Raw genomic sequence first — 17,895 nt, 5'->3', positions numbered from 1 at the left:
CATTCTTTCGTTTGTCAAACCGACCATCTCCTTTCAGAGTTTATCAGCTCTGGCTATTGGTTAGATAGCACGAAATTTAGGCCTCTTTGGCGCCCTATTATAAACAAAAAAAGTCAATAAAGAATTAACTAATGCTATTAAAATAATTTTTTTTTGTCTTTCTTTATTTTTCATTCCTACTAAAAAAGTGCATAAAATATACAAAATAGATAAAATCATTTGATTAGTAAAAAATCTATAATGAAAAAATATTTGTTTAAAAATCTTTTTTATATCAAAAACATTAACTTTGTAATAAATGATTACATATATATCAGAAAAAATAGTAAAAATTACTAAAAATAAAAGTAATTTAAAAATAAATTTATTTTTAATATTATTGCATAAATTTAAATTAAAATGATTTTTTTGGTATTTTGTATTTACTAATGTTAATTTTTTAACCATAATTATTAAATTAAAATATGTTTTTAATTTAATTAAAAAACCTTTCTAATTTTTTTTAAAAAATAAAAAATTTCAAACAAAAATAAAAAATCATTTATAAAAAAATGAATAAAATTTCATATTTTATTTATTTTATTTTTTAAAAAAATAAATTTTAAAAAATAAATTTTAATTAATCAATATTATCCATTAATCATTTTAAATATTGCTTTTTTTAAATTATATAATTAAAAAAATATTTTTAAATAATAAAATTTTAAATTATTTTTAGATATTTTATTTTTATTTTTAAATATATATGTAAATTTACGCATATATATTTATAAATTACTGTTTTATTGAAATTTTTAATTTAATTTATTTTTAATAAAAAATTAATAAAAAATTTTACATATTCAATTTAAATTATTTTTTTGAATTTGAAATTTAAATTCTGATTACATAAAAAATATTATAAACATGTATATTTTTTAAAAAATTTAAATTCATTTTATTTTATCTAAAAACTCTCTCTCTCGAATTAAAAAATTTTTTTAACTTTTAACATAAAAACATTAAAAAATCATTTATTAATTTGGATTTTTATTTGAAGTCATTTTTTTTACTAATTTTTTTATTTTTTTAATAAAGGAACTACCTTTTTGATTCTAATTTGATTTCATAAAAAAATATTGAATATTATTTGTTTATAAGTAATTCCAATAAAAAAATCTATTTTTTATTAAAAATTTTTCCGGAATTTTAAAAAAATGATAAAAAAAATGTGAATAAGTTTGACGTTAAAATTTAAAAAAACTCTATCTTACATTGTTTTTGACAAAAGATTTTGTTAATAAGTGTTAATTTTTTAGGAAATTTTAAAAATTTTTAATTTTACAAAAATTAATAAAAAAATTTTTTCTGGAATTTTAAAAAAAATTATAAAAAAAATGTGAATAAGTTTGACGTTAAAATTTAAAAAAACTCTATCTTACATTGTTTTTGACATAATAAAAAAAAAATTTTTTGTGAATAAGTAATGTGAATAAGTGTTAATTTTTACGAAATTTAAATTTTTTTTATTAATTTTTAATTTTAATTTAATTTATTTTTTAAAAAATTTATGATTTTTTATCAAAAATAGTTAAAATTTAAATTCAAAATGTGAATAAGTTGTGAATAAGTAGGTATATTTGGCTAGTAAAACTTGAATAAGTATCTTTAAAACTTGAATAAGTATCTTTAAAACTTGAATAAGTATTAAAAAAACTTGAATAAGTATGATATTTTAGATAATAAAATATATGATTATTTCTATATTTTTTTTTAATTTAATTCTTTTTAATACTTCAAATGCATTATATAATAATAAAGATATAGGATATAAATATATATAAATTATTAAATATATAAATACATGAATACATTAAATATATAAATACATAAATATAATATTATTAAATATATAGAATACATAAAATATAAAAACATAAAAAAGAATATAAATATATATAAATTATTAAATATATAAATAAATAAATATAATTTTTATTTTCATTGTTTTAAAATATATTTTAAAATTAATATTTATTATTAATATTTATTTTTAAACATAAATTTAAAAATTTTTATATAATAATAATTAGTTATTAATTTGGTTAATTAGTTTTTTTAAAATTATTTTTTATCTAAAAAATTTTTTAAAAAAAATAATTAATTTTCTAATTCTTTTTTCTTTAAATTTAATTTTTATATTTAATTTAAATAAATATAATTCTAAATTTTTTAATTCTAAATTTTTTATTTTTTATTACTTAAGTTTTATACTTAAGTTTTATTTTTTGTTTTAGTTTGAAAATTTATTTATTTTATTTATGTTATATAATAAGATCATTAAAAAAAATATAATTATAATTGAATTTTAAATAAAATTAAATAGGTGATGGTTTTGAAAATTGTTTATGATGGATTAAAGCAAGGTAATGTTTATGATTTTGTAAAAAAATTAAATTATCCTAATCAACATATATCAGAATTTGTTGATAATAATGATAAAATTATTTTAGTAATTAAAACAGTCGGTTTTGGGGAATTATCCCAAGAAGCTAGAAATTTTTTGAAAAAATATTCTCATTTAGTTATAGGTTTAGCTTCTTCCGGTAATAAAAATTTTGGTTTTAATTATGCCAGATCTGGGGATGTTGCTTCTAAAGAATTTGGTATTCCTTTAATTATGAAATTTGAAGGCAAAGGTTTTACAGAAGATGTTCAAAAATTAAATGAATGGATTCAAAATTATAATAAATTTGAAATTAGTATAGGAGTGAGTCGTAGTTTGGATTATAAATGTAAAAATTCTTTTAATAATCAAAATAAATTTTGTGATAATAATTCAATTTCTCGTTGGATCGTTTTAAATAATCAAATTATAGATGAAAATGGTAATATTAAGGATCTTAATAAAGATTTAGAAGCTTTGGATAGTTATTTATCTGAAGAAATTAAGCCTAAATTAAAAAAATTTGATAGTTTATCTGATAAATTAAAATTTTTAATTGATAATGATTATTATGAGGAAGATTTTTTAAAACTTTATTCTTTTGATCAAATTCAAGAAATTTATAAAATAGCATATGATTATAATTTTCGTTTTAATTCTTTTATGAGTGCTTATAAATTTTATAAAGATTATTCTTTAAAAACTAGAGATAAAAAAAATTATTTAGAAACTTATGAAGATCGTTTAGTTATTAATGCTTTATATCATAGTTCTGGAAATTTCGAATTAGCTAAGCAATTAATTAATAGTTTAATTAGACAAAATTTTACTCCAGCCACTCCTACATTATTAAACAGCGGGCTTAAAAAAAGAGGAGAATTTGTTTCCTGTTTTCTTTTAGAAGCCGGAGATTCTTTGAATGATATATCTCGCATTATAGAATTTACTATGCAATTATCTAAAATAGGTGGAGGAGTTTCTATTAATTTATCTAATTTAAGAGCTAAAGGTGAATCTATTAAAGGAATTGCTAATGCATGCAAAGGTGTTATTGGTGTAGCCAAAATTTTAGATTATGTTTCTCGTTATGCTGATCAAATGGGACATAGATTAGGAGCTGTTGCTATTTATTTAAGTGCTCATCATGCTGATATTTTAGATTTTTTAAACTCTAAAAAATTAAATGCAGATGATGATATTAGATTAAAAACGTTATCTTTAGGTGTGGTAGTATCTGATAAAATGATTTCTTTAGCTAAAGAAAATAAAATGATGGCTTTGTTTTATCCTCATAGTATTTATAAAAAATATAAAATAAATTTTGCAGATGTTAGTGTTGAAATGAATAAATGGTATGAAATTTTGGTTAATGATCCTGACATTGATAAAAAATTTATAAATCCTAGACATCTATTAGAAACAATTGCTCAATTACAAGGTGAATCAGGTTATCCATATATTATGTTTTGCGATAATGCCAATAAACAAAATACTTCGAGCGGAAAAATTAAATTTTCGAATTTATGCACAGAAATTTTACAGCCTTCAGTAACTTCTCATTATGCCCCTTATGATCAAAGAGATAAAGATATAATTGGTATGGATATTTCATGTAATTTATCTTCTGGTCATATGGGTAATATGATTAAAAATAAAAATATTAAAGAGACTGTTTTTTTAGCTATGGAATTGATGAATTCGGTTTCTATAAAGAGTAATATTCATTATGTTCCGGGAGTATGTAAAGCTAATCGATTGAATAGGAGTGTTGGTTTCGGCATGATGGGTCATCATAGTTTTTTAGTAGAAAATATGATAGAATTCGGTAGCGAAGAAAATTTAGAATTAATTGATGTTTTTTTTAATGCTGTTAATTATTATTCTTTGTTACATTCTAATTTGAAAGCTAAAAAAACAGGTCAAAAATTTTTTAACTTTGAACAGTCAACTTATGCTAGCGGTGAATATTTCGAAAATAGACAAGCTATCATGCCTAAACTTCCAAAAATTAAAAAGATTTTTGAAGATATTGAATTACCTAATAACGAAGATTGGGATGAATTACGTAAAAACATTATAAAGTATGGTTTATGGAATTCACATAGATTAGCTATAGCCCCTAATGGTTCTATTGGATATGTTATGTCTACTACTTCTTCTCTAACGCCTATTAAACAATTAGTTGAAGAAAGAACTTATGGAAATTCTAAAACTTATTTTCCGGCACCTTATTTGTCTGATTTTTCTTTTATGTATCAAACTGCTTATCAAATTGATAAATTTAAACTAATAAATGTTATATCGGTTGCGCAAAAACATATAGATCAAGGTATTTCGCTGGAATTATGTATTAATTCTGATATGAATACTAGAGAATTGCAAAAAATTTATTTATATGCTCATTATAAAGGAATAAAAACTCTTTATTATACTAGAACTAGAAAATTAAAATTATCCGAATGTGAAGCATGTTCTATTTAATTATTTTTTTGGATAAAAAAAATATTTCTTAAGGAGATAAATGATTATGTCATTGTCGGTAAGACAAGTTTTAGATAAAGTGGTAGAAGAATTGTCTATAAGGTGTAGTCCAGAGGTTTTTAGAGCTAATTTTATTAATATGAAAAATCCTTATAAAATAGAAGAAAATACTATTTTTATTTTAGTTAGTGATTTTATTAAAACTAAAATTATTTTACTGAATTATTTAGATTTAATTCAGGAAATTTCTAAAAAATATTCTGATAAAGACATTTTTTTTAAATTTTTGTCTGACGAGGATTTATTAACTAATTCTGATAAAAATATGGTTATAGATACGAATAATTCAGATAATTTTGATAATGATGATTTATTAACTAATTCTGATAAAAATATGGTTATAAACAAGAATAATTTAGATAATTTTGATAAAAATAAATCTTTAAAAATGGATTATTCTTGGGATTTAAAAGAATTTAATTTGAATTATAATGATAATTTTTATTCTGGTTTGGAATCTAGATATAATTTTGATAATTTTGTTACAGGAGCGAGTAATGATTTTACTTTTCGAATTGCTAAAAAAACTGCTAACGAAGAAACCTTATTGAGAGCTAATCCTTTATATATTTTTGGAGATGTTGGTTTAGGTAAAACTCATTTAATGCATGCTATAGGTAATTTTATAATGCAAAAAAATCCCTATAAAAAAATTTTGTATGTGAAAGCCGAAGGATTTATGGAAGAATTTACTTCTAAATTGAAACAAGATCAAATGGATGAATTTCATGCGAAATATAGAAATTTAGATGTTTTATTAATAGATGATATTCAAATGATGGAAAATGCGAAATATACGCAAATAGAGTTTTTTAAACTTTTTGATCATTTGAATTCTCAACGTAAACAAATAGTTATTACCAGCGATAAACCTGTAACTCAATTAAAAAAAATTATGGGTAGATTAACAAACCGTTTTCAATCAGGTTTAGTAAGTGATATTAAGAAACCTGATCAACAACATTGCTTAAAGATTATTGAAAAAAAGTTATTATTAATGCCAAGTAATTTAAGAAATAAATTAAATAAAGAAGTTTTAAATTTTATTTCTTTTCATTTTGGGGATAATATCCGCGAATTAGAAGGAGTTTTATTACGTTTATTAAATCATACTCAAATTTATGGTTTCGAAATGAATTTGACCAATTCATTAATCGCTTTAGAATCTTTATTAAAGAATAAAAATAATATTTCTCCTGAAGAAACTGATATTAGGAACATTCAGAAAGTTGTTAGTCGATTTTTTAATATTAAAGTTAGTGATTTAAATGGTCAATCTAGAGATCCTCAATATTCTTTACCTCGAGATATAGCTATTTATTTAATTAAAAAGAGAAATAAAATTTCTAATGAAATGATAGGTTTTTTATTTAATAAAAGACATTATTCGACTATTTCAAAATCTTATCAGAGAATCAAAAATAAAATTAAAGTGGATCAAAATTTAGAAAAAAATATTCAGAAAATAATGTTAAAGTTAAATAATGATAATCTCGCTTTGGAGGGTTAATTCAAACAATTATGCATTTAGAAATTACAAAGGAAGTTTTATTACATTATTTATTACAAATTTATAAAATACTTCCTCCTAAAACTCTTTTTCCTATTTTTCATTACATTAAGATTAAAGCTTTAAATAATGTTTGTTATTTAGAAGCGATGGATTATAATAAGAATATTCAATTACAAATTAAAGACACTGATTTATCAGTTAAACAAAATGGCTCTTTAGTGATTATAGGTAAACATTTAGTGGATATTATTAAAAAAATTGATTTTTGTTCGTTAGAAATGACTCTTGTAGAAGATTATTTGTTATTTATTAATTCTAAAAATTCTGAATATAAATTAAAAGTTATTGATTTGCAATTTTTTCCTTCTGTTAGTTTTGATTTTAAATCTGATAAATTTTTAGTTATTAAAAAGGAACTTTTAAAAAAAATTATTAAAGAAGTTAATGTTGCCGCTTCTCGTGATAAGCAACAAAAAATTCTTATGGGAGTTAATTTTATTTATGAAAATTCTATTTTAAGAGTTTTGGCTACAGATACTTTTCGGATTGCGCAAAAAGAAATATCATTAGATTTAGATTATTGCGATTTTAATATTACTGTTTCTTATAAAAATTTAGAAGAATTATATAAATTATTAGATTATCAAAAAGACGAATTCGTTAATATATCTATTAATAAACAAAAAATGATTTTAAAATGTGATAGTTTATTATTTCAAACTACTCTTTTAGAAGGAAAATATCCTGCATGGCCTATTATTAAGGTTGGTTCTTTTCCTTTTTTTGTAAAAATTAATAGATTAGATTTTTTAAAAACTTTAGAAAGAGTTTCTTTAGTTTTAACTAAAGAAGAAAATATTTTTTCTAATATTATTAGATTATATATTAGATTAGATAATATTATAGAAATTTCGGCTAGTAGTGATGAAATTGGTCAAGCTTCAGAGCGATTAAATTCTATTGAAGTTTTTGCTAATGAAAATGTGGAAACTTTTTTAAATGTTCAACATTTAGAAGATATTTTAAAGGTATTTCCGGTTAAAGAATTTAAAATGATTTTTGATAGTTTTGCTACATCTTTTGTTATTTTCAACGAAGAAGATGCTGGTATGTTATATTTGTTGTTTCCTGTTGTTGGCAAAATATAATATTATTCGAAAATTAAAATATCGGTGGTTTTTGGGGAAGATGGATTATCTTAAAAAAAATGATATTACAATATATAATTTAATTTTAAAAGAAGCAAAAAGACAAAAAGATTGTTTAACATTGATTGCTTCTGAAAATTTTACATCTCAAGCTGTTTTGGAAGCTCAAGGAAGTATATTAACTAATAAATATGCAGAAGGTTATCCTGATAAAAGATATTATAATGGTTGCTATTGTGTTGATGAAATTGAAAAAATAGCAATTTCAAGAGCTCAACAATTATTTAATGTTAAATATGTTAATGTTCAACCTCATTCAGGAACTCAAGCAAATATGGCTGTTTTGCAAGCTTTATTAAAACCTAATGATGTTATTTTAGGTATGTCTTTGGATGCAGGAGGACATTTGAGTCATGGTTCTATTTTAAGTTTTTCTGGTATTTTCTTTCGTTCTTTTAGTTATAGTGTTTCTCCGGAGACAGAAATTCTTGATTATGAAAATATTCTTAAAATAGCTTATCAAGTAAAGCCAAAATTAATTATAGCAGGCGCTTCTGCTTATTCTAGAAAAATTGATTTTGTAAAATTTCGTCAAATTGCTGATAAAGTTAATGCTTATTTAATGGCGGATATTGCTCACATAGCAGGATTAATAGTAAGCCGTTTACACCCTTGTCCTTTGCTTGCTAAAGCTGATGTAGTTACTTCTACCACTCATAAAACTCTTAGAGGTCCTAGAGGCGGAATTATTTTAACTAATAGTTTAGAGATAAATAATAAAATTAATAAAGGGATTTTTCCTGGAACACAAGGGGGACCTTTTATGCATACTATTGCTGCTAAAGCAGTTGCTTTTAAAGAAGCTTTAACAAATGATTTTTTATTATATCAAAAACAAGTGGTCAAAAATTCTTTGTGTTTAACTAATTGTTTAATAAGTTTAGGTTATCGTGTCATTAGTGGTACTACAGAAAATCATTTATTAACGGTTGATGTGACTTATAATAATCCGCAATTAAATGGTAAAATTGCGGCAGATATTTTGCAAAAAATTAATATTATAGTTAATAAAAATTTTATTCCTTTCGATAAAAATAAAGGTTTTTATCCTTCAGGAATTCGACTAGGAACTGCTGCTATGACTACAAGAGGCTTTAAGGAGAAAGAATTTATTCAAATAGCTTATATGATAAATCGTGCTTTAAAAAATTATCAAAATGAAATTATTTTATCACAAATAAAAAAAGAAGTTTTAACCTTAATTGCTAAATACCCTTTATATTATTAAAAATTAATATAAAATTTTGATTTTATTATTGATATTTTAATTTAAATTTATCGAATATGTTAAAATGTATTAGTGAAGATTTTTTTATTAAATTTTAATTATTCAAAAATCGTTTGTGTTGGTTATGAAAAAAATATTAATTTTTATTTAGAAAAGGATATAACTTATGAAAAAGACTATTCAACATCCTAATTTTTACGAAATCGAAGTCGCTTGTGCTACTTGTCATAAAAAACATAAAATCGGAACTACTGTGGAAAAAATTAAGATTGAAACTTGTTCTAATTGTCATTCTTTTTATACGAATTCTCAATCTTTTGTTACAGTTGCGGGCAGGATTGATAAATTTTATAAACGCTATGGTAAATTATCAGGTTCCAAAGACGAAAAGTCAAATTGAATTAATTATTTATCAACGAAGAGAGAGGTTATCTTTATAATGATGGTGGTAGATGAAGAAGGTTTTATTGAAGTTATTTGCGGTCCTATGTTTTCTGGAAAAACAACTGAATTGATTAAACGCATTAATTTATTAAAATCTTTGCAATTACAATTTTTAGTTTTTAAACCATTTATTGATAATCGTTATTCGTTCAAAAGTGAATTAATTAACCATAATTTAGAAAGAGCTCCTGCTATTTTGATTGGTCAAAGTCAAGAAATTTTTAATTTTATGAAACCGGGTATTGATTTTATAATTATTGACGAAGCCCAATTTTTAGATTCTGATATTGAAAAAATTGTTAATGATTTATCTTATCAAGGTATACGTATTATTATAGCAGGTTTGGAATTAGATTTTCGTGGTAGACCTTTTGGTTCTATGCCATATTTATTATCTATTGCTGATAGAGTCACTAAGTATAGATCTTATTGTTTTATTTGCGGAAAAGAAGCATCTAGAACTCAAAGAATTTATTCTAATTTGAAAAATAAATTTTCAATTGAGAAAGAACCAATAATTTTAATAGGTGGAAAAGATTATCATGAACCTTGTTGTCGAAAATGTCATAAATTTAAATTTTAAATTATTTTTATATTAATGTTGTTTTAGGTTTGTATTTGGTTATGAAAAAAAAACATTTTTGCTTTATGAAAGAAGCTTTTCAGGAAGCGCAAAAAGCTTTCGAAAAAGGAGAAGTTCCTGTAGGGGCTGTTGCGGTAATAGATGATAAAATTGTAGCTAGAGCCCATAATAATACAGAAAATAGTCAATTATTCTTTAGTCATGCAGAATTTTTAGTTCTTATAGAAGTTAATCTTCAATTGAAAAATTATAGAATGAATATGGTTGATATTTATGTTACTTTAGAACCTTGTATGATGTGTTTTGGAGCTTTAATTCAATCTCGAGTTAATAAAATTTATTATAGTGCTTCTAATGTTAATTTTAATTTTTATCATAATTTTTTATATATCTATAATAATTTAAAATATCATGAAAAATTTGTTAAATTATTTATTTTTGAATCAGAGAGCCGGAATATTTTAAGAAAATTTTTTTCTAATTTAAGACATAAACATTCTTATAATTGATTTTTTAATGTATAATAAGTTAGGTGATGATGTTAAAATTATTTATTTAATAATTTTTTTTAAAAATCATCATTCAATGTTAATTAAAATGAATTTGGTCAGATCTTAATTGAAGCAGCCATAAATTTTATTGCATGTGAGTGATGATTTTTAAGAAAATTTGTTATATAATTTATATATATAAAGATAATTTAATTTTTAATAAAAATAAATAGGATAGGTTTAACAATTTGGGTTTTAATTTTTGGAATGAAAGTAAATTTCAGCTTTTACCTTTAGTTTTTGATTCTGTCAAAGGCGAACCTTTTCATGAGGATGAATATAAATTAGATCAACAACAGGTTAAAATTCAATTTTATTATTTGAAACAAAATGAATATCAAGATAATTTTGCTAAATTAAATCAGTATATTGTTTGGACTTTAAAAGATAATATTTATCGAGTTTTTATAGATAAATTTTATTATGAAAAATTTAGTATTTTATATCAACCTGAAATTAATATTTTTTTTATTAAGTATATTTTGAATTCTTTAAAAACTTATAATTCTATGTTATTGAAGAGATATTTTTATATGTTTTGCGGGTTTTTATTTTATGTATTAAATGTTATTGTCTTTTTTAAATTAAATTATTTTTTAGGTAATTTCAAATTACTCTTAATATTCTTATTTTTTCTGTTATTTTTGATTTTCTCGTTTTATTTAATTAAAAATCAAAATAGTTTTTTTGTAGATAAGAAAAAGAAATTATTTCAAGAATTTAAAAATAATATGGAAAGTTTTTTGGGAAAAGAAGTTACGGAAAAAATTTTATTAGAACATAAAGAATATTTAAATTTTATATCTGATAAAATAAAAAATGAAAATGAATAAATTTATTTACTTATTTTTATCAGAAATTTAATTTAAAAGATGACAATTTTTTTCAGAAAGGCATGCTTAAAATGAAATATTACCAAACTATTGTAGTAGGCGGTGGTCATGCCGGTGTAGAAGCTGCTTTAGCTTTAGCAAAACAATCTCATAAAACTTTGTTAATTACTGGTAATTTACAACAAATAGCTTCTCTTCCTTGTAATCCTTCTATAGGTGGTCCAGCTAAAGGTGTAGTTGTGAGAGAAATTGATGCTTTAGGTGGTATTATGGGAAAAGCTGCTGATATTTGTCAAATTCAAATGAAAATGTTAAATACTTCTAAAGGACCAGCTGTCAGAAGTTTAAGAGCTCAAATAGATAAAATTAAATACCCCCAGTTTATTTTAAAAACACTTAAAAACACTTCTAATTTAACTTTAATAGAAGATTTGGTCGAAAATTTAATTATTCAAGAAAACGATTTATGTGTTAAAGGAGTTAAATTAATTAGTGGCAAGATTATTTATAGTGATATCATTATATTAACCACAGGAACTTATTTAACAAGTAAAGTTTTAATAGGTTCTAAAATTATAAATTCAGGTCCTAATAAAGCTCCTACCACTTATGGTATCAGTGAACAATTAAAAAAATTTGGAATGGAAGTTATTCGTTTAAAAACAGGAACTCCGCCTAGAGTTCATAAAGATACTATTGATTATAGTAAAACTGTTGAACAAGCAGGTGATAACATTTTTCAAACCTTTAGTTCTCCTTCGGTTATTAATGATTTAGGTGTGCAGAAATTATGTTTTTTGACTCATACTAATAATGATACTCATCAAATAATTCGTAAACATTTACATAAATCAGCAATGTATAGCGGTTATATTTATAGTTCTGGTCCGCGTTATTGTCCTTCTATAGAAGATAAAATAGTAAGATTTTGTGATAAAAATAGACATCAATTGTTTATTGAACCTGAAAGTTTGTTTTCTGACGAGATGTATTTGCAAGGACTATCTATGAGTATGCCTTGCGAAGTACAAGAAGAAATTTTAAAAACTATTCCAGCTTTTTCAAAAGCTAAAATTGTTAAATACGCTTATGCCATCGAATATGATGCTTTTAATCCGAATCAACTGTTTCATACTTTAGAAAGTAAAAAAATTAAAAATTTATTTTTAGCTGGTCAAATTAATGGTACTAGTGGTTATGAAGAAGCTGCCTGTCAAGGACTAATTGCGGGAATCAATGCAGCTTTAAAACTGCAAAATAAACCTCCTTTTATCTTAAAACGTAATGAAGCTTATATTGGTGTTTTAATTGATGATTTAATTAATAAAGGGACTTATGAGCCATATCGTTTATTAACTTCTAGAGCTGAATTTCGTTTATTATTGAGGCATGATAATGCAGATTTAAGATTAATGCCTTATGGTTTTAAATTTGGTTTAGTCGATCATAAAACTTTTGATTGGTTAAAAAGCAAACAAGTTAAAATTGATTCTTTAAAAGAAAAATTAAGTAATTTTTATTTAGATATAGAGGATTTTCGCAAATTAAATATTCATTTTGGTTCTCGTCGTATGAGTTTATATCAGTTATTAAAAAGATCTGATTTACAAGAAGATATTTTATATAATTTTTTTTCAAATCAATATTCTGCTGATGTTATAGAGCAAGTAGGAATTCAAATTAAATATGAAGATTATATTTTAAAATCTGAAAAAGAAGTTAAAAAAAATTCTTATTTGGAAGAAAAAATAATACCCAATAATATTGATTATCAAATTATTAATAATTTATCTCAAGAAGCTAAAGAAAAATTAACTAAAATAAAACCTTTTAATATAGCTCAAGCTTCTCGTATTTCTGGAGTGAATCCTGTTGATATTAATATTTTATTAATTTATTTGCAAAAGTATAGTAATTCTCATGTATAAATCGTGTTTACAAAAAAAATTCAAATTAAATCAATTCCAAATGATGAAATTTCATACATATGCTATGTGTTTATCAAATTATAATAATCAAATAAATTTAACTTCGATATTAGAACCTGAATTAATATATATTAAACATTTTTATGATTCTTTATTAGTGTCTTCTTTGGTTGATTTTAATCAAATCAATTCTTTGTGTGATATGGGTACAGGAGCAGGTTTTCCAGGAATTCCTTTAAAAATTGCATTTCCTCATTTAAATTTAATTTTAATCGAATCTTCTTATAAAAAAACTATTTTTTTAAAAAGTTTAGTTAAAAAAATATCTTTACAAAATGTTTATATTTATAATCAGAAGATAGAAAAACATCATCTTCGATATGATTATCTTATAGCTAGAGCTTTAGGAAGATTAAATATTATTTTAAAATTAGTTTATCCTTTGTTAAATAATCAAGGTAGTTTTATCGCAATGAAAGGTCCTAATTATGATAGAGAGTTTATAAGTGATAAAATTTTTGATAAATTCCGATTAAAAGATAAACAAATGTTGGATTTACCTAATCAAATAGGTACTAGAGTAAATTTATTATTTAGTAAATTGATATAATTTTATTTACTGACGATTGGTAATTTATAATTTTTTATTATCTTGATTTGATTTTAATTAATAGTTTTTTTCTTATTTATTTTAAATTTAATTTTTACGATTGTTATTTTTTAGTTATATATAAAATGGCGTTATTTGATAATAATTTTAATTCAAATAGATTAAATAGATACAGAAAGCGCTATTAGAGAAAATAATAATGATAAAATTCTATCGACAAAATTTTAATATTCTTTTTAATTTTTATATTGATAGTATTTTTAATCAATTAATTATCAATCGAATTAATTTAAATATTTTTAAATGGGATTTTGGAATAATTTTGGTAGTTCGTTCTGGTTATATCTAGTTAATGTTTATTATTGAATAAATTTTAATTAAAATGAAAATTTATTTGTATTTGTGTTCTTTAAGATTTATTTTTACAGTAATTTAATATTTGTGAAATTTAGTGATTATTATTAATTATTTTATGTATATATTCGTTTAAAAATAATTTAAGTAATATTAATTTATTTCAAAAAAGACCTAATTAAAGATGATATAGATATTTATTAAGTTATTGAATTAAATTATTTATTATTTTTGATTCGAAAACAGAAAAAGGAATTAATGTAGAATTTCATGAATAAGTTATGGGAAAATATTTCTTATATTTTAATTTCTTCTTTTATTATTATCAGTGTTTTTTTGATAGGTTTTATTATTGTTAATTATGACGAAAATAAAGCTTACAATAGCCTTCTCAATAATTCTAAAATTTTTGAAAAAAGTCCGAATAATCAAGAAAATACGAAATTTATAAAAGATGGATCAATAACACGTTTCACGCCTAAATCTTATTATGATTTTCCACAAGACGACCCTTCGGCGTTAGAAAGTAAACACAATAAACAAGAAGATTCTGAATCAACTACACAAAGTTTTCAAACCACTAGTCATACAATAAATTCAGTTTCATCAGAAAATACTCAACCAAAAATTAATAATGAAAATACTCAACAAGAAGATTCTGAATCAACTACACAAAGTTTTCAAACCACTAGTCATACAATAAATTCAGTTTCTTCAGTTTCATCAGAAAATACTCAACCAAGAACTAATATTGTTTCTTTTGGTCAAAGACATTTTTATAATCCGAATTTTTTTGAATTGATTCAAAAAGTTTTAAATTTTGAAGTAATTGATTGGGGAACTATTCAAAATTTACATCCTGAAGATTTATTTTCTTTTTTCAAAGAAGAACCTAATAAATTTTTCACTCAAGAACAAAGAAATTTAATTATTAAATCTTATTTAGATGATTATAATATTCGAAGATTATTAAAAGAATATATTCTTCAAAATTACATTAATTTCCAAGAATTATTTAAATTTGGATTTACTTGGGAACAATTATCTTTTTATTTTGATTTTATCAATTCAGATTTTCCTCAATATATTGGAGAAGTTTTAAAAGGTAAAAAGATTGTATGGAAACAATTATTAGAAAAAGTATATGCTCATGATTTATTTATATTTTTTGATGAAGAACCTAATAAATTTTTCACTCCAGAACAAAGAAATTTAATTATTAAATCTTATTTAGATGATTTAGATGTTCGAACAACTTTAAAATTTTATGTTAAAGAAGATTCTAAACGTTTTTCAAAATTACTTAAATTTGGATTTACTTGGGAACAATTAGCTTTTTGTTTTGAATTCGAAAATAAAGCTTTTTATAAATATATTAAAAATGTTTTGAAAGGCAAACCAGTTGATTTTATAGATTCAAAAAATTTAAATTATCATGATGTATTTAAATTTTTTATAAAAGAACCTGATCATTTTTTGACTCAACAACAAAGAAGTAGAATTATTCAAGCTTATTTATCAGATGATAATATTAAAAAATTTTTAAAAGATTCTATACGTTATGATATTATTAGTGTTGCGCAATTTTTTGAATTTGGATTTACTTGGGAACAATTAGACGTTTTGTTTTGATTTTCGCATTTCAGATTTTCTTCAATAAATTAAAGATTTTTTAAAAAGTTGAAAGTTTTTATAGTAATAAATATCCGATTTATATAATAATGATTTACTTTTATTTAATTTGATTTTAATATTTTTTTGATTATTATAAAAATTTATTATTGTTTATTTGGTAAAATTAATCGAGATGAAATTTTTCAAAAGTTTATCTCGATTAATTTCTTTTTTCTTTTTATAATGAATTCATTAATTAAGGAAGTTATAAAATATTTTATGAATATTGAAAAAATTTTTAATTATAAATTGATTGTATGTATTATTAATTTATTTTTGATAAGTGGAATGTTTTTGGCAGTTTTTTCTAATTATCAAACACAAACGAATTCTAAAGAAGTTATATTTTCTTCTAAAAATAATATTTTTAACAAATATAGTGATGATTCAAAAATGTTGATTCCTGAGAAAAATTTTTTTTCAATTGATCAAGAATTTTTTAAAAGTATTGAAACTGATATAAGAAAAAAAATTTTTAAAAAAAATGGTGAATTAGTAGGAATTAAATTATACGAAAATGAAGATGATAATTTTCCTATTGTGTTTGAAGAATATAATGAGAAAAATTTTATAACACAAATTACTAAATATAACAAAGAAAATGGCTTTAAATTGTATACAATTAAATATATTTATGATAAATCAAAAGTTATTAATAAAATTAAAGAAATCTATAATGATTTGCAAAAAATTAGTCAAATAGAAATATATAATGTTAATTATAGTTGTGATAAATCTAATGATTATTTGAGTAAAGTTACTAAATATAATGATTTTAATAGTATTTTGTATACTGTAGATTATATTTATAATAAATTACAAAAAGTTAGTCGTATAAATAAAGATATTTATAATGATTCCGGTAAACGTCTTTTTACAGAAATTTATCATATCATTGATGGTTCAGAGATGCCTGTTTTGATAAAAAAAATTCGTTATTCTTTGAAAAATGGTATAATTGAATCTATTTTTCACTATTTTAACGCAAAAGATAATAAAAAAAAGATAGTTAAGCAATTTTTTGTTGGTGGTATTCTTGATAAAACTATTACAGAAGAAACCGATTTATTAGCCAATAAAAAAACTAAAATAGTTTATCAAGATCGTAATGACGAAATATTTAAGATTAATAAATATGATTTAAATCAACATATGTGGTGTTCAGAAGTTTATAAAAATAAAGTTATTGTAGACAGACGTTGTGAAGATAAAAAAGATAAAAGTAATCGTTCTTACAAGCATTATCAAAAATTACAAAATAAAGAAGATTTAGCTCTTATTGATGAACAATTTATCGATGAACAAAATAATGTATGGAATAAAGAATATATTTATAAAGCTAATGGCGAATTAGATCATGTTATCGCTAAAAAAATTTATTATTAAAAATATTTTATTAAAAATATTTTGTATTATTTTTAGATATTAGAAGTAATTAATTTATAATAAATTTAGATTTTAATCGAAATTAAAATTTTTAAATTTATTTAAATTTTACTTTTTTTTATTATAATAATATCTAAGGGTGGCTAATATAGACCTTAATATTTTTGGTATCATATATTTGTTGGCTGATCCGCTTCCGACGACCAATCTTACAAAGTACTAATGTTTTTTTTATTCATAATGCTTCTCCATTTGGCATTTCTAACCGTTTCAATATGATGAATTTCCAGAGGTTGACCTTCTTACCTGGCAAATGTCACATTTTTGTGCTATCAACCTGTCAGTTAATCTTGTTTGTTTTTTGAAAAAAAAGGAATGGATAATTATTCCAGTCATTTCACCTTGATAATTACTCATTATTTTGATTCTTTTCCAGGATAACCTCTCCCATGATTCTGCTTTAGTCATTCGAGTAGATGAGTTGTATTTAACTAACGTACCAAGGTATTTTGTAAAGATTGTCATCGCAAGATAACCAATCAACAAATACAGGATATTAGAAAACAAGAACGATAAGAATAAATAGCTAATCAACCGTGAGGGGAAATTAGTTCTCG

Annotated in this window: 13 protein-coding genes; 12 read left to right on the top strand and 1 reads right to left on the bottom strand. The window is 22.0% G+C overall.

The window, feature by feature from the left end:
- Window positions 1-60: 60 nt before the first annotated feature.
- Window positions 61-447, bottom strand: coding sequence for a hypothetical protein (locus tag B2G44_RS02325; protein ID WP_078123052.1), 387 nt, complete (start codon window positions 445-447; stop codon window positions 61-63).
- A gap of 1,921 nt (window positions 448-2,368) precedes the next feature.
- Here B2G44_RS02325 and nrdE point away from each other — a divergent pair.
- The 12 genes from nrdE (at window position 2,369) to B2G44_RS01245 (ending at window position 17,278) form a co-directional block, all read left to right on the top strand.
- Complete coding sequence (nrdE, locus tag B2G44_RS01300; RefSeq protein ID WP_180372468.1) at window positions 2,369-4,906, top strand: class 1b ribonucleoside-diphosphate reductase subunit alpha; 2,538 nt, start codon at window positions 2,369-2,371, stop codon at window positions 4,904-4,906.
- 46 nt (window positions 4,907-4,952) lie between these two features.
- A complete protein-coding gene (gene dnaA / locus B2G44_RS01295; RefSeq protein WP_180372467.1) occupies window positions 4,953-6,476 on the top strand; it encodes a chromosomal replication initiator protein DnaA in 1,524 nt (507 codons plus the stop codon).
- An 11-nt stretch (window positions 6,477-6,487) separates the two neighbouring features.
- Window positions 6,488-7,627: a DNA polymerase III subunit beta gene (gene dnaN / locus B2G44_RS01290; RefSeq protein ID WP_078123050.1), complete on the top strand. Its 1,140-nt coding sequence runs from the start codon at window positions 6,488-6,490 to the stop codon at window positions 7,625-7,627.
- A 40-nt stretch (window positions 7,628-7,667) separates the two neighbouring features.
- Window positions 7,668-8,915: a serine hydroxymethyltransferase gene (glyA, locus tag B2G44_RS01285; RefSeq protein ID WP_078123049.1), complete on the top strand. Its 1,248-nt coding sequence runs from the start codon at window positions 7,668-7,670 to the stop codon at window positions 8,913-8,915.
- 166 nt (window positions 8,916-9,081) lie between these two features.
- Window positions 9,082-9,315 carry a 50S ribosomal protein L31 gene (gene rpmE / locus B2G44_RS01280; protein WP_078123048.1) on the top strand — a complete coding sequence of 78 codons (234 nt, stop codon included), beginning with the start codon at window positions 9,082-9,084 and terminating at the stop codon, window positions 9,313-9,315.
- 42 nt (window positions 9,316-9,357) lie between these two features.
- Entirely contained in the window at window positions 9,358-9,942 is a 585-nt protein-coding gene (locus tag B2G44_RS01275; protein WP_078123053.1) for a thymidine kinase, read from the top strand.
- Window positions 9,943-10,007: 65 nt separating this feature from the next.
- Window positions 10,008-10,451 (top strand): nucleoside deaminase, encoded by a 444-nt coding sequence (locus B2G44_RS01270; RefSeq protein ID WP_420887400.1) that lies wholly within the window; start codon window positions 10,008-10,010, stop codon window positions 10,449-10,451.
- Window positions 10,452-10,681: 230 nt separating this feature from the next.
- Entirely contained in the window at window positions 10,682-11,326 is a 645-nt protein-coding gene (locus tag B2G44_RS01265) for a hypothetical protein (RefSeq protein WP_078123046.1), read from the top strand.
- A gap of 71 nt (window positions 11,327-11,397) precedes the next feature.
- Window positions 11,398-13,254, top strand: coding sequence for a tRNA uridine-5-carboxymethylaminomethyl(34) synthesis enzyme MnmG (gene mnmG, locus B2G44_RS01260; protein WP_078123045.1), 1,857 nt, complete (start codon window positions 11,398-11,400; stop codon window positions 13,252-13,254).
- Window positions 13,247-13,864: a 16S rRNA (guanine(527)-N(7))-methyltransferase RsmG gene (gene rsmG, locus B2G44_RS01255; RefSeq protein ID WP_078123044.1), complete on the top strand. Its 618-nt coding sequence runs from the start codon at window positions 13,247-13,249 to the stop codon at window positions 13,862-13,864. Before mnmG ends, rsmG begins: the two co-directional genes overlap by 8 nt.
- Before the next feature lie 624 nt (window positions 13,865-14,488).
- Window positions 14,489-15,850, top strand: a complete 1,362-nt coding sequence (locus tag B2G44_RS01250; RefSeq protein ID WP_078123043.1) for a hypothetical protein — start codon at window positions 14,489-14,491, stop codon at window positions 15,848-15,850.
- Between the two features lie 261 nt (window positions 15,851-16,111).
- Window positions 16,112-17,278 (top strand): hypothetical protein, encoded by a 1,167-nt coding sequence (locus tag B2G44_RS01245; RefSeq protein WP_078123042.1) that lies wholly within the window; start codon window positions 16,112-16,114, stop codon window positions 17,276-17,278.
- Window positions 17,279-17,895 lie beyond the last annotated feature (617 nt).

Source organism: Candidatus Phytoplasma citri (assembly GCF_002009625.1).
GTDB classification, from domain to species: Bacteria; Bacillota_I; Bacilli_A; order Acholeplasmatales; family Acholeplasmataceae; genus Phytoplasma; species Phytoplasma citri.
This window is presented reverse-complemented; position numbering and strand designations above follow the sequence as displayed.